The following is a 23,052-nucleotide window of genomic DNA, read 5'->3' on the forward strand; positions in this document are numbered from 1 at the left end:
GCGCGAAACTTCCGTCACCGACGGGCGCGCGGTCGTCGTCGGTATCTTCCGTCGCGCCGTGCACGTCGCGGGTGGGCAGCCGCTCAGGCCCGCCGGCGTGCGGCGCATGTCCGCTTGTTCCGCGCGCAACGCGTCGCCCGCGACGAGGTGTTGCATTGCGACGCAAGGCGACCGCGATCAGGTCCGTCGAGTGGTCGTTCCACGGACCGTGGTGAACAGGCGCAGGCAGCGCTGGGTCATGTCCTCGGGCGTGTGGTCGGGATGGTCGCTCCACCACGAGATGGTGGTGGACACGATGCTGAACCACAGCGCCAGCAGCAGCGAGTGATCGCCGGGATCGGAGATGCCGGCATCGGCCAGAATCTCCGATACCCCTGCCGAGCCCATGCCGTTCAAGGCATCCTGATAATGCCGGGCCACCGCGAAGGCCGCACCCGGACGTGGCAGTGTGGGGTCGTAGACGATCTTCCAGTTCTGGGTGCGTCCGTCCAGTGCGTGGAAGATCCCGGTCAGTGTCGCCAGCGCCCGGTCGTGCGCACCATGCGTGGACTGGGCCGCCGCGACCGCGTCGACCAGGCTCTTCCCGGCGCGGTGCACGCAAGCCGCGTGCAGTGCGTCGCGGGAGCCGAAGTAGGCGTACACGAGCGGCTTGGACACGCCTGCGGCCGAGGCGATTTCGGCGACCGAAGCCTTGGCGTAGCCGCGTTCGCCGAATTCGGTGGTGGCGATGTCGAGGATCTGCTCTTCCCGCCGCTCGCGCGGCACGCCCTTGGTGCCCGGCCTGCTCACCGGTCCTCCCCGGTGGCCCGGTGTACGACCGGGTCGATCAGCACACCGGGATTGAGGATGCCCGCGGGATCGAGTGCCGATTTGGCCGCGCGCAGCGCCGCGGCGAAAGGTTCGGGTCGCTGGCGGTCGTACCAGGGGCGGTGGTCGCGGCCGACGGCGTGATGGTGCGTGATGGTCGCGCCGTTGCGGTGCAGCGCCTCCGACACGGCCGTCTTGATCTCGTCCCATTGCTCGACGGTCCGTCCCCACCGGCCCGCGGCGTAGATGCCGAAGTACGGCGCGGGTCCGTCCGGATAGACATGGGTGAACCGGCAGGTCGAAACACCGGTCACACCGGCGGATCGGAACGCGTCCGTGGTCGCTTCCCGTACCGCCGCTCGCAGGGCCTCGAAACGGTCCCAGGTGCAGGCTGTTTCGAAGGTCTCGACGATCATGGATTGGGCGGCGAGCGCGTCGCGCTGGTAGGGCATGCGGAGGAACGCCGAGCGCCACGCGTCGGCCGCGCCCGTGCGCGCCGAGTCTTCGGCGGAATCGGTGGTGCAGACCCCGTCCGGAATCGTGCCGCCGTGCTCGCGGCAGATCTGCACCGCACGACGCATCGGCTCGTCGACGGGATGGTCGGCGGACTCGAAGCCGAGGACGAGCACCCCGCCCGTCGCGCTGGTGCCCGCGTTGATGAACGCCTCCACCGGATCCAGCAGCCGGCAGTTCGCCGGATACAACGCGGACTGGGCGATGGCGCGCGTCGCGGCCACGGCCGCGCTGTAGTCGCCGAACACCACCGACGCCCCGGACCGCCAGCGCGGACGATCCTGCAAGCGCATCCACGCTTCGGTGATGACGCCGAGGATGCCCTCCGAGCCGAGGAACATCCGATCGGGTGACGGACCCGCGCCGGACGCGGGCAGCCTGCGGGATTCGCTGATCCCGGCCGGTGTGACCACCCGTAGCGATTCGACCATGTCGTCGATGTGGGTGTAGACGGTCGCGTAGTGCCCGCCCGCCCGGGTGGCCAGCCAGCCGCCGAGCGTGGAGAACTCGAACGACTGCGGAAAGTGTCGCAGCGTCAGACCATCCGGCCGCAATGCCGCTTCCAGCGCCGGGCCGAGTATGCCCGCTTGGATTCGTGCGGCTCGGCTGGTGCGGTCGAGTTCGACGATCCGACTCAGGCGGCCGGTGTCCAGCGACACCGACCCGGCGTAGGCGTCGGCGCCGCGGAGTTCGACACCACCCACCACCGACGTTCCGCCGCCGAACGGCACCACGGCGACGCCCGCGCTCGCGCACCAGTCCAGGATGTCGAGGACGTCCTGCTCGGTCCGCGGCCGCAACACCTGGTCGGGTACGTGGTCGACGCGGCCGAGCAGATTGCGCACCACATCGCGGAATGCCTGCCCATGGCCGTGTGCGACCCGGTCGCCGAGGTCTTCGGAGGCCAAGGGGGTCAACGCGTCCGGCACCCGGACGCGTGGCGGAGGCACGCTCAACGACGTCAGGTCCGGCGCCTCGTGCACGGTCAACTCGGCTTTCGGCAGCAGTGCCGCCACGCGTTCGGTCAGGATCTTCCGCTCGGTCCCGGTGACCGCGTCCTCCCGGTTGCCCCAACCCCACCATGATTTCGTCGCCATCGCCGCGCTCCGTCCGCTGAATTGACTCGATGGTAAATTACCTGACGATCAATTGGCAGCGAATGCTCGATGTCGCGGGCGGTCGACGCCGCGCCGCGACTTACCGGACGAGTGCGTTGTTCCGCGTGACGATCAACGGATCGCTCGGCGTGAAGGGCAGGTCGGGAAGTGCGTCCAGGGCGTCGCGGCGAGCACTTTCCTGGAATAGGCGCTCATCGAGGCGCGGTAGCCGATGTCCGCGGGCGTGGGTTGGTCGAAGAAGATCAGCAAGTGGATCTCGGGGGAGTCGACGACTTCGATGTGGTGCGGGTAGGCGCGCGGGACGAAGTACACCTCGCCTTCGCGCACGATGTAGGTGTCCAAGGTGCCGTCCGGATCCATGATCGTCATTCGCGCCGAGCCGCGATGGACGTAGCCCATTTCGGCGGTCACCGGATGCCAGTGCGGTTCACGCATGCCGTCTTCGCGCACCCGCAGCGAGTACATCGAGATGTCACGCAATGCGGGCCAGAACTGGGCGCGGGCGGTGCGCGCGGAACCGACCGGCGAGTCCACCGGGGCGGGCATCGCCTCGATCGCGAAGTGGTGCGGATCGCCGTAGCGGGCGGTGCACGGGATGTCGGGCTCGCCCTCGCGTCGCACGACGAGTTTCGCTGTGGTGTCGCGCCGGATCTTCGCGAAGTCCTCGGCGGGCAGGTCGTAGGTGTTGCCGAGCACCGAATCGGTCATCGCGCCGAGGCTCGCGCTGAATCCGAAGTCCTCCGGTCGTTCGTGGCGGAAGGCGAGGATGAACTCGGCCTCGGTATCGCCGACGTTCTCCACGTGATGCAGCGCGCCGGAGTCGATGTGGAACATCTCGCCCGCGCTCACCAGGAACGAGGAGAATCGGCTGCCGTCGTCCAAGACCGAGACCAGGGCCCGGCCCGCGGTGCAATAGGTGAGTTCGGCGGCGTTGGCGTGCCAGTGCGGTTCGCGGATCGCGCCGGGCGCGAGCGTCAGGCGTTTGATCGAGAGCCCGCTGAGGATCGGGAAGCTGTCGGCGGTGAGCCGGGTGAGCGAGCCGAGTTCGCTGCGGTGGATCTGCTCACCCTTCCGTAGGGAGGCCACATGGATCGATGGTGTCTGCACGGTTGCTCCTCGCTCGCGGTCGAAGGATCGGTGTTGCGCGCTCGCGCCGGTATCGGCGCATGGCAGCTCGGGGAGACCGCGCCCCATGCGTCATAGCCGAAAGCCTTGCATAGTGATTTGCGGCACAATGAATAGTGTTGATGGGTGGTGCCCAAACGAATGTTTTTCACATCACACCATGTCATAGCCCAATGCGGGTGCGGGTAATCCTAGGACCTTTACCAACCTCGGCGCGCCGATCCGATCGGTGTTCGCTAAGGTCCGTTCTGCACGCTCGGGTCATGGTTCACGCATTTGAGGCACCGCTTCTGGCTCCATAGCCGGAGCGGACGATGATCGACCAGAGAGTGAACTCGCCGCCGCATGACCCCGACACGCCGTTCCGCACGTCGCACCCAGCATTCACGAGCACGCAATCTTCTGTTCCCGCAACTGCTCACGGCCGCGGTCGACACGGCGTTCGACTCGGCGGCCCTCCGGTACAATCCCACCGGCGATCCCGTGGACCAGCGTGAGCTCAGCTACCGGGAATTGGACGAGATGTCGTCGCGATGGGCCCGCTACCTGATCGGGTTCGGCGTAGGGCCGGGAGACTTCGTCGCGGTGGCCGTCACCCGCTCGATCGAGTCGGTGCTCGCGGTGTGGGCGGTCGCGAAGACCGGTGCCACCTACGTGCCCGTCGATCCCTCCTATCCGGCGGATCGAATCGCGCACATGATCGCCGACTGTGGCGCCGTCGTCGGCCTCACCACCTCGGCGCATCGCGCGGCACTCGTCGCGCCCGGCATGACGTGGATCGAACTCGATTCCGAAGCGCACCGGGAGAAGGTCGCCGCCGCGCCCGGCCATTCGATCTGCTACCTGGACCGGCTTCGTCCCCTCACCGAACAGCACCTCGCCTACCTGATCTACACCTCCGGCTCGACGGGCAAGCCGAAAGGCGTAGCGGTCACCCATGCCGGTCTCGCGGGCCTGGTCGAGCACGAGATCGCCGCCCGGGCGGTGAGCCGGGCATCACGCGTCTCGCATCTGTGCACGCCGAGCTTCGACTTCTCGGTGATCGAGATGCTGCTCGCCTTCTCGGCGGGCGCGACGCTGGTCGTGGCGCCGCCCACGGTGTTCGGCGGCGCCGAACTGGCCGATCTGCTGCGGCGCGAGCGGGTCACGCATCTGTGCATCACCCCGGGAGCCCTGGAATCCATCGAGCCGGCCGGGCTCGACGACCTCAGGGCCATCCTGTGCGGCGGGGAGCGTGTGGGCCCCGAGCTGGCCGCACGGTGGGCGACCGGCGCCCGGTCCTTCTATATCGTCTACGGCCCCACCGAGACCACCATCTTCGCCACCGGCACCGAGGCGCTGTGTGCGGGCGGCGCGACCCATATCGGCACTCCGGTCCCGGGGCTGGGCGTCCACGTGCTGGACGCGCGGCTGCGGATGGTGCCCACCGGCGTGATCGGCGAGCTGTATCTGTCCGGACCGGCGCTGGCGCAGGGGTACCTCGGACGCCCCGGGCTGACCGCGGACCGATTCGTCGCCAATCCGTTCGCGGCGGTACCTGGCTCTCGCATGTATCGCACCGGCGATCTGGTGCGGCGCGACTCGGCGGGACACCTCGAACACCACGGGCGGGTGGACTTCCAGGTCAAGATCCGAGGGCTGCGGATCGAACTCGGCGAGATCGACAACGCGCTGACCGCCCACCCCGACGTCGACTACGCCGCGACACTCGGCACGACACTGCCGTCCGGCGCCACCGCGCTGGTCTCCTACGTGCTGCCACGAGCGGCGACCGGCCCGGACGGCAGCGTCCGGGTGGCGCTCGACACCGCCGAATTGGCCGATCTGCTGGCGAAAACCCTTCCGGCATACATGATTCCGGCCGCGATCACGGTGCTCGACGAACTCCCGCTGACACCGGTCGGCAAGCTGGATCGCGCCGCGCTGCCGGAGCCGGTGCTCAACACCAGGCAGTTCCGTGCGCCCGCCACGCCGACCGAGCATGTGGTCGCCGACGTCTTCGCCGCGCTGCTCCTCCCGCCGGGCGACTCCGAAACCGCCCGGGTCGGTGCCAACGACGACTTCTTCGAACTGGGCGGCAATTCGCTGATCGCGACGCAGGCCGCGGCGCGGCTCGGTACCACGCTGGGCGTCCGCGTTCCGGTCGCGCTGTTGTTCGAGGCCTCGGTGGTGGCGAAACTGGCCGAACGCCTGAACGAACTGGCTCGAGTCACCCACCCGGCGCCGCGACCGATGGCGCGACCGGACCGGGTGCCGCTGTCGTACGCACAGCGCCGGATGTGGTTCCTCAATCGGTTCGACCCGGCCGCGGCGAGCAACAACATCCCGCTGGCGGTGCGGTTGAGCGGACAGCTGGACGTGGACGCGCTGCGGGCGGCGATCCGAGATCTGGTCGAGCGGCACGAGGTGCTGCGGACCAGCTATCCGGAGCGCGACGGGACGGGCAGCCAGCGGGTGCACGCGCTGTCGGAGCCGGGCGCGGTGCCCGAGCTGCCGGTGCTCGACGTCGCCGAAGCCGAAGTCCTCGAGCACACGGTGGCCGCGGTGGTCGAGGGCTTCGATGTCACGGCCGCGCCGCCGCTCCGGTTGCGTCTGCTGCGTTCGAGCGAGTCCGAGCACGTGCTGGTCGGCGTGGTCCACCACATCGCCGCCGACGGCTCCTCGATGGGCCCGCTGACCGCCGATCTGATGAGCGCGTACTCGGCCAGGACCGAGGGCCACGCTCCCGCTTGGCAGCCGTTGCCCTTGCAGTACGCGGACTACACGTTGTGGCAGCGCGAGATGCTCGGCGCCGAGAGCGATCCGGACTCGACGCTCGCCCGCCAGCTCGGTTTCTGGCGGCAGCGGCTGGCGGACCTGCCGGAACGGCTGGACCTACCCGCCGACCGGCCGCGCCCCGCGGTGTTCTCCGGTCGCGGCGCCACCCACGAATTCAAGATCGACGCGGCGGTGCACGCCGCACTGGACCGGCTGGCACACCGCCACGACGCGACGTTGTTCATGGTCGCGCACGCCGCGTACACGGTCTTGCTGGCCCGGCTGTCGAACACCCGCGACATCACCGTGGGCGCGCCGGTGGCCGGTCGTGGCGAGGCCACGGTGGACGGCCTGATCGGCATGTTCGTCAACACCCTCGCGCTGCGTACCGAGATCGACCCCGGCCACAGCTTCACCGAGCTGCTCGAGCAGGTGCGCAGGCGGGATATCGAGGCCTTCGGCCACGCCGACGTGCCATTCGAACGCCTGGTGGAGGAGCTCGACCCGGTGCGGTCGAGCGCGCATCACCCGCTGTTCCAGACCATGCTGACCTTCCAGAACTTCGCGCCGACGACACTGGAACTGCCCGGGCTGCGGGTTTCCGCGGTGGACTTCGCGCTGCCGCTGGCGAAATTCGACCTCGAGCTGACCATGGTGCCGCACGAGGACGAGCGGACGCCGCTGGGCATCTCGGCCGCGTTCACCTATTCCACCGACCTGTTCGACGAGGCCACGGTGGCGGGATTCGCCCGGCGGCTGTGCGTGATCCTCGCGGCCGTCGCGGATTCGGCGGATCGGGCGGTCGGGGAGATCGACTTGCTCGATTCCGCGGAGCGCGCCGCGATCCTGGCCGGGTGGAACGACACCCGGCACCCGATCGCGGCGGGGCTGGTGCTCGACGGGTACCGGCGTGCGGTAGCCCGGCACCCGGACGAGATAGCGGTCGTCCACGCGGATACGCAGTTGACCTACCGCGAGTTCGACGAGCGGGTCAACCGGCTCGCCCGGGTACTCGCCGATCGCGGCGTCGGCGCGGAAACCCTTGTGGCGCTCGCGGTCCGGCGGTCGGTGGATCTCGTGGTCGGCATGTACGCGATCCTCACCGCCGGTGGCGCGTACGTACCGCTCGACCCCGATCACCCCGCCGAGCGGATCGCGCACGTGCTCGAGGTCGCGAAACCGGTCTGCGTGCTCACCACTTCCGCCGACGCGATCCCGATACCCGATCATGTCGCCGTCCTGTCCCTGGACGCCCTCGGCGCGGACCAGCGCTCGGGAGCTGCGATTCGTTCCGACGAACTGAGGCGGGCGGTGCTGCCGCAGCACCCCGCCTATGTGATCTTCACGTCCGGTTCGACCGGGCGTCCGAAGGGTGTGGCGGTCTCGCACGCCGCGATCGACAACCAGATCGAGTGGATGCTCGCCCAGTACCCCATGGGCCCGCGGGACGTATACCTGCAGAAGACCGCGGCGACCTTCGACGTCTCCTTGTGGGGCTACCTGATGCCGTTGCGCGCGGGCGCGAAACTCGTGCTCGCCGACCACGACGGGCATCGTGACGCCGCCTACCTCGCCGCGGCCGTCGCCGCGCACCGTGTGACGGTCACCGATTTCGTGCCCTCCATGTTGACCGAGTTCGCCGCCCATGCGACGGCGGAAAGTCTCGTGACACTGCGGGATGTGTTCGTCATCGGGGAAGCTCTGCCGCCGGAGACCGTGCGCGCGGTCCGCGCGGTCTCCGGCGCACAGGTGCACAACCTGTACGGACCCACCGAGGCGGCGGTCTCGGTGACGTACCGGCCCGCCGGAACGGGCGACGATGTGACGGTGCCGATCGGGCAGCCGCAGTGGAATACCCAGGTATACGTGCTGGATTCGCGCCTGCGGCCGGTTCCGGCCGGGGTACCGGGCGAGCTGTACCTGGCCGGCGAACAGCTGGCCCGCGGATACGTGCGGCAAGCGGCGCTGACCGCGGACCGTTTCGTCGCCAACCCGTTCGGCCGCGGAACCAGGATGTACCGCACCGGCGACCTGGCGGTCTGGCGTGCGCCTCGCGCGGACGAGCCGCAACGCCTGGAATACCTCGGGCGCACCGACTTCCAGGTGAAATTCCGCGGCCAGCGCATCGAACTCGGTGAGATCGAGACGGCGCTGCTCGCGCAGCCGTCGGTGAGCCAAGCGGTCGCGGCGGTGGTGGCATCGCCGTCGGGAGATCGGCTGGCGGCCTATGTCGTCGCGCGTCCGGGGCAGGTCATCGATCATGGCGAACTCGTTGCCGGGATGTCGGCGGTCCTGCCCGCGTACATGATCCCGTCCGCGCTGGTGGAGCTGGCGGCGCTGCCGCTGAACGCGAGCGGGAAACTCGATCGCACAGCGCTGCCCGAGCCCGCCATCGAGACCACGGCGTTCCGAGCGCCGCGCAACCCCGCCGAACAGGCCGTCGCGCAGGTGTTCGCCGAACTGCTCGGCGTCGAGCGAGCGGGCATCGACGACGACTTCTTCGCGCTCGGCGGCAATTCGCTGCTCGCCACCCGGGCCGTCGCACGGGTCAACGAGGCGCTCGGATCGCGGGTCACCGTGCGGGATCTGTTCGAGGCGCCCGCGGTGTGGGCACTCGCCGCGCGGGTGGTCGCCGGTGGGACGGGCGTGGCTCGCGCGCCCTTGGCGCGAGTGCGACGACCGGATCGCATCCCGCTGTCGCCTGCGCAGCAGCGGATGTGGTTGCTCAACCGCCTCGAGCCGGACTCGCCCGCCTACAACATGCCCTTCGCCGTCCGGCTGACCGGCACTCTCGATCTGCCCGCGCTGCGCCACGCGCTCGCCGACGTGATCGAACGGCACGAGGTGCTGCGCACCCGCTACCCGGTCGACGCCGACGGGCAGCCGTATCAGGAGATCCTTCCGACCGATGCGGTCCTTTCCGACGGCATCGTGATCGAGCACGGTGTCACGGATGCCGCGGCCATGGTGGACGCGCTGATGTCCGCGGGCTTCGACGTGACCGCGGACGCGCCCGTGCGCCTGCGGCTGTTCACCTCGGGCCCAGATCATCTGCTCGTCATCGTGACCCACCACATCTCGGCGGACGGGTCGTCGCTCGCGCCGCTGGCCCGCGACCTGGTGACCGCCTACGTGGCCAGGCTCGGCGGCGGCGAGCCGGACTGGTCGCCCCTGCCGGTGCAGTACGCCGATTACGCGATCTGGCAGCACGGCACGATCGGATCCGAGGACGACGAGGATTCCGTTGCGGCGCAACAGCTGTCGTATTGGCGCGGGCAGCTGTCCGGGCTCACCGGACCGCTGGAACTGCCAGCCGATCGCCCGCGCTCCTCGACAGCCTCGACGCGCGGCGCGTCGACCGGCTGCACGATCCCGGCGCGGGTACACGAGCGGCTGACCGGCATCGCGCGCGAGCACAACGCGACGCTGTTCATGGTGGTGCACGCGGCCCTCGCCACGCTGATCGGACGCCTCTGCGGCGCCACGGACGTCGTCATCGGGACCCCGGTGGCCGGGCGGGGCGAACATGCGCTGGACGACTTGGTCGGGATGTTCGTCAACACGCTGGCGTTGCGCGTCGACGTCGACCCCGACGTGCGGTTCCACGATCTCGTCCAGCGCTCCCGTGAAGTCGCCGTCTCGGCCTTCGCCAACGCGGATGTTCCTTTCGAGCGAGTGGTCGAGGAGGCCGATCCCGCGCGCAGCGGAGCGCGCACCTCGCTGTTTCCGGTGATGCTGTCGTTCCAGAACCTCGAGCAGCCCACCCTGGAGTTGCCGGATCTGACGGTCACCGCCGTCGACAACGGCGAGATCACGGCCAAATTCGATGTGCAAGTGGTCGTCGAGCCGCGGGCGTGCGGCGACGGCCGGACGGAATCGGCGGTGACCTTCACCTACGCCACGGACCTGTTCGACGAATCGACCGTCCGCGCCTTCGCGCGCCGGTTCGAGCGCATCGTGTCCGCGGTCGCCGAAGATCCCTCGGCGCGGGTGTGGGACATCGACATCCTCGACGAGAGCGAACACTGCCCGGCGGTCGCGCACGAGGCGCGGGCCGGGACCGAACCGGTGGCGACCCTGCCCGAGCTGATCGGCGAGCAGGCACGGCGCAGGCCGGAGGCGGAGGCCGTCCGGTTCGGTGCCACCACACTGAGTTTCGGCGCGTTGTACAAGCGCGCGAATCGAATCGCCCGCGCGCTGATCGCCGCCGGAGCGGGGCCGGAAACCCTGGTCGCCGTGGCGATCCCGCGCACCGAGGACCTACCGGTCGCGTTGCTCGGAGTGCTGGCCGCCGGTGCCGCGTACCTGCCGATCGACCTCGGCTATCCGGCGCAGCGGCTGGCGTTCGTGCTCGCCGACGCGGCACCGGTGTGCGTGCTGACCACCGCCGCCGAGCGCTCCGCCATCCCGGACACCGACCTGCCCACCGTGTTGCTGGAGCAGACGGCGGAGTTCGTCGACGATCCGATCACCGACGCCGACCGGGCGTCGCCGCTGCTGCCGGACAATCTCGCCTACGTCATCTACACGTCGGGTTCGACGGGCGTGCCGAAGGGTGTCGGCGTGACGCATCGCAATGCGGTGCGACTGTTCACCGAGGCGCGGCCGCTGTTCGAATTCGGCGAGCACGACGTCTGGACGTTGTTCCACTCCTTCGCGTTCGACTTCTCGGTGTGGGAGCTGTGGTGCGCGCTCGTGACCGGCGGCACCGTCGTCGTGGTCGACTACGCGACCTCGCGCTCACCGGAATTGTTCCGCGAGCTGCTGATTCGCGAGCAGGTGACGGTGCTGAACCAGACGCCGTCGGCATTCTGTCAACTGGTCGAAGCCGATCGGGACGCCTCGGCCGCGTCCGGCGAATTCGCGCTGCGGTATGTGATCTTCGGCGGTGAGGCGCTGGATCTGCGGCACCTGCGACGCTGGCGTGAGCGTCGTCCGGGGGAATCGCCGCGACTGGTCAACATGTACGGCATCACGGAGACCACCGTGCACGTCTCCTTCCTGGACGTCGGCGCGGAGCTGATGGAAAGCCCGGCCAGCCTGATCGGACGAGCGCTGCCCGGGCTGGACACGCACGTGCTGGACATTCGTCTGCGACCGGCGCCGGTCGGTACGCCCGGTGAGATCTATGTCGCGGGCGGTCAGCTCTCCCGCGGCTACGTGGGGCGGCCCGGGCTCACCGCGACGCGGTTCGTCGCGAATCCCTTCGGGCCGCCGGGATCGCGGATGTACCGCTCGGGTGACCTCGCGCGCTGGAACCGGTTCGGCGGCGACGCCGGCCTCGCCTACTCCGGTCGCGGCGACCAGCAGGTGCAGTTGCGCGGGTTCCGGATCGAACTCGGGGAGATCGAATCGGCGCTGGTGCGGTGTTCCGGCGTGCGTCAGGCCGTCGCGCTGGTCCGGACCGATCCGACGCTCGGTGACCAGCTCGTGGGTTATGTCCTGCCCGAACCGGGGGCGCGGCCGGACCCGGCCGAGTTGCGCGAACAGGTGGCCGAACACCTGACCGGCTACATGGTGCCCGCCGCGATCGTGGTGATCGACGCCATCCCGTTGACCCCCAACGGCAAGCTCGACAAGCGGGCGTTGCCCGCGCCGGCGTTCCGCGCGCGCGAGTTCCGCGCTGCTGTCACTCCCGTGGAGGCGACCGTCGCGGCCGCCTTCGCCGCGGTGCTCGGCGCCGAGCGCTTCGGCATGGACGACAACTTCTTCGAGCACGGCGGCAACTCACTGCTCGCCGCGAAGCTGACTCTGCGGCTGTCGTCCGCGCTGGGCACCCGGATTCCGGTGATGCGGGTGTTCACCGCGCCCACACCCGCGGAACTGGTCGCCGACCTGGCCCGCCGGGCGAGCGGCGAAGTCCAGACCGAGGCGGCCTTCGACATGCTGCTGCCGCTGCGTCCCGGCGGTTCGGCCGCGCCGCTGTTCTGTGTGCATCCCGTGTCGGGCATCTCCTGGTCGTATGCGGGCCTCGCCGCCTACCTCGACCCGGAACGGCCGCTCTACGGCCTGCAAACGCCCGTGCTGGCCGGCGATGAGGTGATGCCGGATTCGATCGAGGAATGGGCCCGCCGCTACCTCGAGCTGATCCGCGCGAAACAACCGACCGGTCCTTACCATCTGCTCGGCTGGTCCTTCGGCGGCGTCATCGCGCACGAGATGGCGGTCCAGCTGCAACGCGAAGGCGAGCGAGTCGCGCTGCTCGCGGTGATGGACAGCTACATGGCGGATCCGCCCGGCACGCCGCCGGGTGACGCGGGCCAGGTCCCGGTGGCCGAGTTGATCGGCGGCCTGCTGGGTGAGCAGGCGGGCGACCTCGGCAACGTCGCGGAGGTGGACTGGGTCGCGCTGCCGCAGAAGATGACCGAACTTCCGGAGCCGTTCGCGTCGTTCGGCTCCGACCGCGTCACCCGGATCCTGGACGCGGCGGTGCACTCGGTCGCGCTGCGCGGCGCCTACGTCCCGCCGGTGTACCGGGGAGATGTCCTCTATTTCACCGCCGCGCTCGACGATCCGACCGGCTGTGTCGGCGCGTCGATCTGGAGCGAGGTCGTCGACGGCCGCGTGCACAACCATCCTGTGTCGACGACGCACTGGCGAATGACCGTCGCGTCCGGCCTGGCCGAGATCGCCGCGGTGCTGACCCGCGCGTGGCGAGCGGGCGAGCCGGGCGGTGAGGACTCGGTCAGCCGGTGAACCAGCGGTGCAGCCGGGCCTCGGCGGCGGCGGCCTTCTCCCGGGCGAGTTCCACCGAGGGCACGCTGAACGGTGCGACCGGCGCGGGACCGGAGAGGAAATCGGCCTCGACCTTGCCGACCAGCCCGCCTCCGAACTCGATATGGCAGGTGCCCCGCCCGCGATACTGTTCCTGCGGCGCCGAGCCGCCGAACCCGGCCTCGATGCCCGCGGCGACCGTGCGGGCGGCGTCCTCGGCGAACACGCCCGCCCGCGGAACCGGCGCGTCGGCGCAGTCGCCGAGGGCGTAGACGCCCGGATACGGCGTCTCGAGGGTGTGCGGGTCCACGGCGATCCAGCCGTCGGTCCCACCCTCGGTGAGCCCCGACACCTCGACGACCGCGGGAACCCGGTGCTTCGGGATTCCGATGAACAGGTCGTAGGGCACCTCGCCGGTCCTGGTGACCGCGATGTGGCGGTCCGGGTCGAGCGCGTGCACCCGGCGCCCCGGCGAATAGTCGATGCCACGCCGCGCCAGCGCTTCGACGATGGCGGCGGAGGTTTGCGCGGACACCGGAATCGGTGCGTCCATGGGGGTGAAGAACTGCATGTGGGTACGGTTCCGGATTCCGCGCCTGGTGAGCGCTTCGTGCAGGAGCATCGCGCCTTCGTAGGGCGCGGGCGGGCACTTGAACGGGACGCTCAGCACCGCGAGGACGACGGCTCCGCCGTCGAAACCCGCCAGGCGTTCGCGCAATCGACGGGCGCCGTCGATCGAGTAGTACTCGTAGCCGTCCTCGACGAAGCCGGGGGTGGCGCCGGGATCGTAGTCGGCGCCCAGCGCGACGACGAGGATGTCGGGGTCGTACACCGCCTGGTCGGTACGGACGCGGCGTGCTCTCGGGTCGATCTCGGTGACCTCCTCCTGTCGGAATTCGACGCGCGGATGGGTGAAGCGGGAATACGGCACCCGCGCTGTCTCCGGGGGCAGGTCACGGAACAGAATGTCCAGTTTGGCGAAGCCGAAGGTGAAGGAGTCGTTTCGGTCGATGATGACGACACGGAGTTCGTCGGCCGGCGAACCCGACAGACGGGTGGCCAGCTCCAGCCCTCCGAACCCCGCACCGAGAATGAGTACGGTTCGCATACGCCGATTCTTCCCCTGGTGACGCCGCCGAGTCGAGGGTTGCTTCCAAGCCTGCCGACGGCCGAGTCCCGGTCCGGCGACGGGCGCGCCGTGGCCGGAGTGCCCTGCGTTCGGTGACCTTCGGCCATCATCTGAACCGACGCTTCGCGCGATGCTGGAGAGACGAAGCGACTCGAATGAGCATCCCCATGACAGAACTACGACCCCTCGATTCCGGCTTCATGGAACTGGAGGACTCCGACCGGCATATCAGTCTCGGCATCGGCGCGGTGGCGATCATCTCCGGTGCCCCACCGAGCAGGTCCGAGCTGAGCGGCGTAGTCGCCAAGGGCGTGCAGCGGAACGCGCGCTTGCGCCAGAAGGTGCGGCGGGCGCCGCTCGACCTGGCCACGCCGGTGTGGGAGGACGACCCCAATTTCGATCTCGCACACCATATTCGGTGGACCGCACTGCCCGCGCCGGGTGACGAGGCCGCGTTGTGCGAATTGGTGGCGACGGAACTCGAGGAGCGACTCGATCGCGACCATCCGCTGTGGCAGTGCGTCGTCGTCGAACACCTCGCGGCGGACCGCTGGGCACTGCTGGTCAAAGCGCATCACAGTCTGGTGGACGGCGTATCCGGCATCTCGGTGTTTCGAAGTTTCTGCGATGCCGTGGCCGAGGAGCCGAACGATCCGGTGACCGAGCCACCGAGCCGTACCGAGGTGCGCCGGCCGGATCTGGTTCGAGAACTGTCGCGGCTACCCGTCGTCGTGCCGCGGTCGGTGGTCGCCATGACGCGCGGTCTGGCGCCGCTGCTGTCCGCCGTCGTGTCGCCGGCCACCGAGTGCTCGCTGAACGGCCCCATCGGACGCCAGCGCCGGTATGTCGTGGCCCGGGCCGCCCTGTCGGATGTCCATGAGATCGGCGCGGTGTTCGGCGTCACGGTCAACGATGTCGTCCTTGCCGCGGTCGCCGCCGCTTATCGTGAACTGTTGGTCGGCCGCGACGAACGGCCGTCTCCGGACAAACTGCGTATCCTCGTCCCGATCTCCATGCGCTCCGAACAAGCGAAATACACACTGGACAACCGAGTTTCGGCGGTGCTGCCGTTCCTGCCGATCGAGGTCGCCGACCCGGTGGAGCGGCTGAGGGCGATCCGGGAACGGATGAACCGGCACAAGTCGGGAGGCGAAGCGCAGGCGGAGAAATCGGTGCTCGCGCTGGCGGGCTTGCTGCCGTTCGCGCCCCTGGCGTGGAGTCTTCGTCTGCTGGCACGGTTTCCGCAACGAACCGTGGGGGCGCTGGTGACGAATGTGCCCGGCCCGCGTGAACAGCTGACCGTGCGCGGGCGTGTGGTGTCGGAACTTCTGCCTGCCATGCCGATCGCCATGCGGTTGCGCACGGCGGTCGCGGTCCTCAGTTACGCGGGCCACCTGACCTTCGGTATCACCGGAGACTATGACACCGCTCCCGATATCGCCGTGCTCGCCGAAGGCATCGAGCGGGAGATCCGGCGGCTGCGGGAGCGGGCCGGGATCCGGCGAGCGTCCCGGCCCGAGGAGATCCGACCGTGACGCGCCTTCACGGCGGTGCGGCCCGAGCCGCCGGGACCGGCTGCGCGAAGAGGACGGATCGGGGACTTTCTGCCCTGTCCGGCAGTAGGACTCGGTGATGATATGGGAGGCCGTGGTGTCGAGTGAAGACCGGAGAGCGAGGTTGTTGCCAGGTGGATGCACGCGCGATGTGCCCCGGCCCGAGATCATGATCGCCTCGAACGGCCGTGTCGCTGACCGCGGCGTAGCGGGCCGCACAATGGTCGAGATCGACCGCGAGGAGGCGCTGCGGCTGCTGGCCGGCGTCGCCTACGGACGCGTGGTGTTCACTCGCGACGCACTGCCCGCGATTCGCCCGGTCAACCATTTCGTCGACGGCGGTGTGGTCATCGTGCGTACCCGGGTCACCTCACGGCTCACCGACACCGTTCGTGCCGATCCGTCCGTCGTCGTGGCGTACGAGGCCGACGACATCGACGCGGTGAGCCATGTGGGCTGGTCGGTCGTCGTGACCGGTCTCGCGCGTACGGTCACCGACCCCGAACGGATCGCGCGCTATACGCGGCTGCTGCGCCCGTGGGCCGATGGGCTCATGGACACCGTCATCGCTATCGAACCCACGATCGTGACCGGTGTCAGACTGCTCGGCGAGCAGGGATAGGTCGCCGTAGCGAAGCGCAACGGGTCGGTGACCCGAAGCCGGTCACCGCGAGCAATTGCGGGTCCGCGGTGGACGTCTGTGATCAAATGAGGTGGATGTTGCGGCGTTCCCTTCCGACCTTCGGCGGTCGTCCGACGGCGGGGGCGCGTGGCCGATTCGGCCACCGGACCAGAACACCAGGCAGGTGGCCCGGCAAGTCGCCCGCCGACAGATCGCCGACGCCAGGGCGCTGCTCGGTTCCGGCACGGCGACCGCCGCCGTAGCCGAGTGGCTCGGGCCCCGGCTCTCGGCCGAGACCGGGACGGAACCGAGACATGAGCATCAAGAGTTCTTCGGTATCGCAGGCCAGGCCGAACTCCGTTCTGGTACTGGGTGTACTGGCCGCGGGCCAATTCCTGATGACGCTCGACAGCTCGGTGATGAACGTGTCGATGGCGACCGTGGCCCAGGACGTCGGTACGACGATCACCGGAATCCAAACCGCGATCACCCTCTACACGTTGGTGATGGCGACGCTGATGCTGACCGGCGGGAAGGTGGGCTCCATCCTGGGCCGTCGCCGGGCGTTCGGCCTCGGGCTGGTGATCTACGGCGCCGGTTCCTGCACCACCGGCCTGGCGCCGAATCTGCCGGTTCTGCTGTTGGGTTGGTCGCTGCTCGAGGGGATCGGAGCGGCTCTGATCATGCCCGCGATCGTGTCCCTGGTCGCGGCGAACTTCGCGCCGGAACGCCGCGCGGCGGCCTATGGATTGGTGGCGGCGGCCGGCGCGATGGCGGTCGCGGTGGGGCCGCTGCTCGGCGGCGCGGTGACGACATACGCGTCCTGGCGGTACGTGTTCTTCGGCGAGGTCGTCATCGTCGTACTGATCCTGCTGGTGCTCCGCAGGATCGAGGACGCCCCCGCGGAGCAGGTACGGCTCGATCTGGTGGGCTCGCTGCTGTCGGTGGCCGGGCTCGGCATGGTCGTCTTCGGCGTCCTGCGGTCGAGCACGTGGGGCTGGGTGCGGGTGAAGCCGGGCGGTCCCGCCGTGCTCGGGCTCTCCCCGGTCATCTGGCTGCTGATCGCCGGACTGCTGGTCTCGTACCTGTTCCTGCGGTGGCAGACCCATCTGGTCGACACGGGCCGGGAGCCGCTCGTCGATCCGGGATTGCTGCGTAATCGGCAGCTCACCGGCGGCCTGAGCATGTTCTTCGCTCAGTTCACGGTGCAGGCGGGGGTGTTCTTCGCGGTTCCGCTGTTCCTGTCGGTGGTGCTCGAACTCAGCGCCGTGGAAACGGGCGTGCGGATCCTGCCGCTGTCGGTGGCGCTGGTTCTGGCGGCGACGGCGATTCCGAAGTTCCGGCCGCGGGCGAACCCGCGGCGGGTGGTACGGCTGGGGCTGGGCTCGATGATCACCGGCATCCTGATTCTGGTCGCCGGGATGGACCCCGGAGCGAACGCCGGGGTGGTCTCGATTCCGATGCTGCTGATGGGACTCGGACTGGGCGCTCTGGCCTCGCAGTTGGGGGCTGTCACCGTCTCGTCGGTGCCCGATGCGCAGAGCGGCGCGGTCGGCGGGCTGCAGAACACCGTGACCAATCTCGGCGCATCGCTCGGCACCGCCTTGATCGGCTCGGTGCTGATCGCGACCCTGACCTCGTCGGTCGTCGCGGGCATCGAAAGCGATCCCGCGGTTCCCGCGTCGGTGCAGCAGCGGGCGACCACCGAACTCGCGGGCGGCGTGCCGTTCCTGTCCAACACCCAACTCGAGGATGCCCTCCATGCCGCCGGAGTGCAGCAGTCCACCGCGGACGCCGTCATAGCCGTCAACACCGAGGCGCGGCTGGAAGCCTTGCGGGTGGCGTTGGCCGTGACTGCCCTGCTCGCCATCGCGCCGCTGTTCGCCACCGGCAGGTTGCCACTGCGGCCGGCCGCGCGGAGCCGGGATGACCCGGCCGAGACCGACGAATCGTAGAAGCAGCCTTCGGCAGAGGTCCGACGGCCCGCCCGGTGAATGACCTTCGTCTCTGCCGCCTTCGTGGGGGACGCGAGATGCTCGATGCCGATGGCAGCGGCGGCGCGGACGACCGAGGGGATGCCTGCGGCGCCGCTCTCGACGGAGGGAATCTTCATGACCACCGAAAGCACCTCGCGCGAAACGAATCTCGCCTTTCCCATCTTGGCGGCCGTCGACGGCTCGGCCAGCTCGTACCAGGCGGTCGCTTGGGCGGCGGTCGAAGCCGCGCTGCATCACCGCTCGCTGCACATCGTCACTTCGATGGCGATCCAGACCGGTTTCGGCCCCGAGATGTCGCTCGGAGAAGCCGATCTGGAATGGTTGCGCGCCGACGGCGAGCGCATCCTCACGGAGGCGGCGCGGGTGGCGCGCACGGCGGTGCCGGGCGCCGAACCCGCCATCACCACCGAGGTGACTTTCGAACTGATCATTCCCATGCTCATCGAAAGGTCCGCGCGAGCGTGGATGCTGGTGGTGGGCAGTCGCGGGATGGGTGCTTTCCAGCGGGGACTGCTCGGCTCGGTGAGCACCGCGGCCACCCATCACGCGCGGTGCCCGGTCGCGGTGGTCCATGGCATCGCGGCGATCGACGCCGTGTCGGCCCGGCAGCCCGTGCTGGTGGGCGTCGATGGGACCGACAACAGTGTGGCCGCCGTCGAACTGGCGTTCGAGGAGGCGTCACGCCGAAAGGTCGACGTGGTCGCGCTGCACGCGTGGAGCGACACCAGCGGTCCGGACGCACCGGTCCGCGGCTGGGACGGCGCCCGCGAGTCGGCGGAGGCGGTGCTGGCCGAGAGTCTGGCCGGTTGGGCCGATCGCTACCCGGACGTCGCGGTACGTCGCGTCGTCGCGGCGGGCCGGCCAGGCCGATCGTTGCTGGACGAGTCGGCGAACGCACAGTTGGTTGTGGTCGGAAGTCACGGCAGAGGAGGGTTCGCCAGCATGCTGCTGGGCTCGACGAGCAACACCCTGCTGCACTCGGTAGAGGTGCCTTTGATCGTCGTTCGAACGCGGTGAAGCTCGTTTGCGAGCCGCGATGACCAGCCCTGACCGCGCGTCGGTCGCGGTGCTGTCTCTGTTGGGTCAATCCGGTGTGCCCATCGCTTGCCCGTGGTTGTCTGGATACCTCACTGCGACATCATGGCGATCGGGGCCTCGTGCCCGCTCACGTCCGGATCGGGCGCTGGAGAACCTGCCATGCGGTCCCAGCCGAGAAAGGACCAGCGGGACATGGCAACGACGGAATCAGCGCGGGACCGCGTACGTCAGGCCGACTCGGAGAGGCGACCGGTCTGGTACGCGCAGGACGCGGACGCGGTGCTGGCGGCTCTCGGCTCGGACCGGCAGTCCGGCCTGACCGCACTCGACGTCGAGGAACGGCGAAAGCGATACGGGCCCAACGAGCTCGCCGCGGAACCCGCGCCGTCGGTCTGGGCGATGGCGTTGCTGCAGTCGAAGGATCCGATGAACCTGATGCTGCTGGTGGTCACGGTGGTCAGCGTGATCATCGGCGAGATTCCGACGGCGATCGTGGTCGGGGTGCTGGTCGGGCTCAATGTCGTGCTGGGTACCCAGCAGGAGGTCAAGGCGCGGGCCAGCGTCGACGCGCTGGCGAAGATGCAGACGCCGCAGGCGCGGGTTGTGCGCGACGGGTCGCTGACGCGCTGTGCCGCGACCGAGCTCGTGCCGGGCGACATCGTCGAACTGGAGGCAGGCGACATCGTCCCCGCGGACGGCAGGCTGTTGAAATCCACCACCCTCGAGACCCAGGAAGCGGCGCTGACGGGGGAGAGCGCGCCCGTCGCCAAGGACGCCCACACGCTCGGCGCCGCCGACGTCGCCCTGGGCGACCGGGCCGACATGGTCTTCCAGAACACATCGGTGACGCGCGGCACCGCCGCCATGGTGGTCACCGAGACCGGCTCGGACACCGAGATGGGCCGGATCGCGTCGATGCTCTCGGCGGTCGCCCCGAGCAAGTCGCCGTTGCAACGGGAGCTGGATGCGCTGACGAAGGTGCTGGGCGCGATCGCCTGGATGGCGGTGGCGATCATCGTGATCATCGGGGCGATCCGCGGGCAGAGCATCACGGCGGTGCTGTTGCTCGGGATCTCGATGGGCGTGTCGGCGATCCCGACCGGCTTGCCCACATTCGTGCAGGCGATGCTGGCCTACGGGGCGCGCCGGCTGGCCGAGGCCAAGGCCGTCGTCAAGAACCTCACGGATGTCGAGACACTCGGCGCGACGAGCGCCATCAACTCCGACAAGACCGGCACGCTGACGATGAACCAGATGACGGTGCGGTCGCTGTACTTCCACGGCCGGTGGTACACCGTCGAGGGCCAAGGGTACGACAAGTCCGGGGCGATCACCCACGCCGCCGGGCAGGCGGCGCCGGATTTCACCCTGCTGGCCTACGGGCTGTGCCTGGACAGCGACGCCACCGTCGCCGACAGCGGGGAGGTCGTGGGCGATCCGACCGAGGCGGCGCTGGTGGTGCTGGCGGCCAAGCTCGGCGTCGACGCACCCCTGACCCGCCGAACCTACCCCCGGGTCGCCGAAGTGCCGTTCGATTCGGCCTACAAATTCATGGCGACGTTCCACCACCTGGAAGTCGACGGGAGCACCCGCTTCGTCGAATTGGTCAAAGGCGGGCCCGACGTCGTCCTGGACCGGTGCGCGACCGCGTACCGTCCGGGCAGGCGAGCCGTGCCGATCGACGACATGCGGCACGAGATCGCGGCCGCGAATCGCGCCATGTCGGAGAAGGGGTTGCGCGTGCTGGCCTTCGCCGCACGCTTGCTCGACGAGCAGGAGGAAGCCGCCGTTGCCGACCCGATGTCGTTCGTCGGGGAACTCACCTTCGTCGGCATGGTCGGGATCATCGATCCGCTGCGGCGCGAGGCGATCGAGGCGGTGCGCACCGCGCGTGCGGCCGGCATCGAGGTCCGCATGATCACCGGAGATCACGCGATCACCGCGTCCGCGATCGGGGCCGAACTCGGCCTCGGGCCCGGTGCGATCGGCGGCGGCGAACTCCAGGCGATGACCGACGAGCAGTTGTCGGCGGCCCTGCCGAATCTGCACGTGTTCGGGCGGGTCACCCCGCAGGACAAACTGCGGCTGGCCGACCTGATGCAGCGCGGCGGTGACGTGGTGGCCATGACCGGCGACGCGGTCAACGACGCCGCCGCGCTGAAGAAGGCCGATATCGGCGTGGCGATGGGATCGGGCAGCGAAGTCACCAAGCAGGCGGGCAAGATGGTGCTCACCGACGACAACTTCGGGACCCTGATCACCGCGATCCGGCTGGGGCGCGGCATCTACGACAAGATCGTGTCCTATATCCGCTATCAGATGTCCAAGCTGTTCGCGCTGGTGGCGCTGTTCCTCGTCGCCAGCGTCTTCGACATCAACGACGGGGTCGCGCTGACCCCGCTCATGGTGCTGTTCCAGCACTTCTTCATCACCCTGTTCCCGGTCGCCGTGATCATGCTGGATCCGCCGCCGCCGGACCTGATGAACAAGCCGCCCCGCGACCCGGCGAAGCCGATCGCGAACCGGAATTCGTTCGTGCAGTGGCTGGCCTACGGTGCTCTGCAACTGGCCGTGACGCTCGCCGCGATGCTCCTCGCGCCGGGGGAGATGAGCACGACTACGGCGAGTGTCCCGATGACCATGGCGTTCGTGGTGCTGTCGTTCGGTTCCATCCTGAGCGGCCTGGTCATGCGCCGCGACCCGGAGTCCGGCGTCACCGCACCGGTTCTCGGCGCGGTGAAGATCCTGTCGATTCCGGTCGTGGTCACCGTGTTCGCGGTCGAGATCGGCTTCCTGCAGGATCTGCTGATGACGAGGTCGCTGACGGGTGGTCAGTGGCTGGCCTGCCTGGGCTGGTCGCTCGTGGTCCCGATCGTCATCGAAGCAGAGAAGGCGGTGCGACGTCGGCGTCGATCCGGCGCGCCCGCGCCGATCCCCACAATGGCGGCGGTCGGTCCGGGACGGGCGAGTGAACGAGCGGTGCTGCCGGACATCGCGTCGTCCCGGTGATTGTCCATACGCCGGGTCCTGGCGTGCGGCAGGCGACACCACGCCAATTTGCCGAACTCTCCTACCAAGAATTTTTGCGGCCGTATCCGGTGGACCAGCACACGGCTGCGGCGCCGCCCCGATTCCCTTGCGGGCAAAATGTCTTCAGCGTTGTGCCGGTGTGCGTCCGGCGCGGCGGTCGTGCCGATTGCACCGGCATGGTCGCCGATCGCCGGTGCCTGCCCGGCCTGCCATCGGCCGTTCGAATCCGCGGCCTGACCGGGACGATGTCGCCGTGGGCGCTGATCGACCGCCGTCCGGCCGTGCGTGAAAGCGTCGTGGACGCTGAACTTCTCGGGGGGACCGCCTCTGTCCGGCAGCGATCTTCGGCGCACCCGGAAGCGTGGAAACAATTCATCGCCCGATATGAGCGCGCTGCCGAACGGAAGTATGTGCTGCGAGACGGTACCCGGGACAGATTGTTCGGGTGTAGCGGAATGGGCACTCATATGGAATTGTCGGCACGCCGCGTCGATTGATGGAAGTGGTGTCTATTGGCGATCACAAGTGAGATTGCCAGTTTATTGCTATAACCGCCTACCGGTAATTCATTGTCGATCGAAGGCATAGGAGGGGAGGTACTGCGGCCCCTCGCTCGGCCGTCTGGGCGGCCGCGGACATACCGGCTTGA

Annotated in this window: 10 protein-coding genes and 1 pseudogene; 7 read left to right on the forward strand and 4 right to left on the reverse strand. The window is 69.1% G+C overall.

From position 1 onward, the window contains the following. Positions 1-177: 177 nt before the first annotated feature. From ACIHAX_RS13715 to ACIHAX_RS13725, 3 genes and pseudogenes are all read right to left on the reverse strand, one after another. Positions 178-789, reverse strand: coding sequence for a TetR/AcrR family transcriptional regulator (locus ACIHAX_RS13715; protein ID WP_355075322.1), 612 nt, complete (start codon positions 787-789; stop codon positions 178-180). Then, the gene (locus ACIHAX_RS13720; RefSeq protein ID WP_397277590.1) at positions 786-2,417 is read right to left on the reverse strand and encodes an FAD-binding oxidoreductase; all 1,632 of its coding nucleotides are present in this window, start codon (positions 2,415-2,417) and stop codon (positions 786-788) included. Before ACIHAX_RS13720 ends, ACIHAX_RS13715 begins: the two co-directional genes overlap by 4 nt. Before the next feature lie 100 nt (positions 2,418-2,517). Next, positions 2,518-3,632: pseudogene (locus tag ACIHAX_RS13725) on the reverse strand (cupin domain-containing protein). Between the two features lie 276 nt (positions 3,633-3,908). Between ACIHAX_RS13725 and ACIHAX_RS13730 the strand changes: the two are divergent. After that, positions 3,909-13,016, forward strand: a complete 9,108-nt coding sequence (locus ACIHAX_RS13730) for an amino acid adenylation domain-containing protein (protein WP_397277592.1) — start codon at positions 3,909-3,911, stop codon at positions 13,014-13,016. On the opposite strand, the gene ACIHAX_RS13735 is transcribed toward ACIHAX_RS13730, so the two are convergent. Beyond that, positions 13,006-14,142 carry an NAD(P)/FAD-dependent oxidoreductase gene (locus ACIHAX_RS13735; protein ID WP_397277594.1) on the reverse strand — a complete coding sequence of 379 codons (1,137 nt, stop codon included), beginning with the start codon at positions 14,140-14,142 and terminating at the stop codon, positions 13,006-13,008. The genes ACIHAX_RS13730 and ACIHAX_RS13735 overlap by 11 nt on opposite strands. Before the next feature lie 188 nt (positions 14,143-14,330). Here ACIHAX_RS13735 and ACIHAX_RS13740 point away from each other — a divergent pair, with 188 nt between their 5' ends. From ACIHAX_RS13740 to ACIHAX_RS13765, 6 genes are all read left to right on the forward strand, one after another. Continuing rightward, complete coding sequence (locus ACIHAX_RS13740) at positions 14,331-15,698, forward strand: wax ester/triacylglycerol synthase family O-acyltransferase (protein ID WP_364432367.1); 1,368 nt, start codon at positions 14,331-14,333, stop codon at positions 15,696-15,698. A 187-nt stretch (positions 15,699-15,885) separates the two neighbouring features. Further along, positions 15,886-16,338 carry a pyridoxamine 5'-phosphate oxidase family protein gene (locus ACIHAX_RS13745; protein ID WP_355075549.1) on the forward strand — a complete coding sequence of 151 codons (453 nt, stop codon included), beginning with the start codon at positions 15,886-15,888 and terminating at the stop codon, positions 16,336-16,338. 314 nt (positions 16,339-16,652) lie between these two features. Continuing rightward, positions 16,653-18,293 (forward strand): MFS transporter, encoded by a 1,641-nt coding sequence (locus ACIHAX_RS13750; RefSeq protein WP_397277597.1) that lies wholly within the window; start codon positions 16,653-16,655, stop codon positions 18,291-18,293. Between the two features lie 156 nt (positions 18,294-18,449). Further along, the gene (locus ACIHAX_RS13755) at positions 18,450-19,352 is read left to right on the forward strand and encodes a universal stress protein (protein ID WP_397277599.1); all 903 of its coding nucleotides are present in this window, start codon (positions 18,450-18,452) and stop codon (positions 19,350-19,352) included. A 213-nt stretch (positions 19,353-19,565) separates the two neighbouring features. Further along, positions 19,566-22,382: a cation-translocating P-type ATPase gene (locus ACIHAX_RS13760; protein WP_397277601.1), complete on the forward strand. Its 2,817-nt coding sequence runs from the start codon at positions 19,566-19,568 to the stop codon at positions 22,380-22,382. Beyond that, positions 22,379-22,900, forward strand: a complete 522-nt coding sequence (locus tag ACIHAX_RS13765; RefSeq protein WP_397277603.1) for a hypothetical protein — start codon at positions 22,379-22,381, stop codon at positions 22,898-22,900. The genes ACIHAX_RS13760 and ACIHAX_RS13765 overlap by 4 nt, the downstream gene beginning before the upstream one ends. The last annotated feature ends 152 nt before the right edge of the window (positions 22,901-23,052 follow it).

The organism is Nocardia sp. NPDC051929 (assembly GCF_044548645.1).
Classification (GTDB): domain Bacteria; phylum Actinomycetota; class Actinomycetes; order Mycobacteriales; family Mycobacteriaceae; genus Nocardia; species Nocardia sichangensis.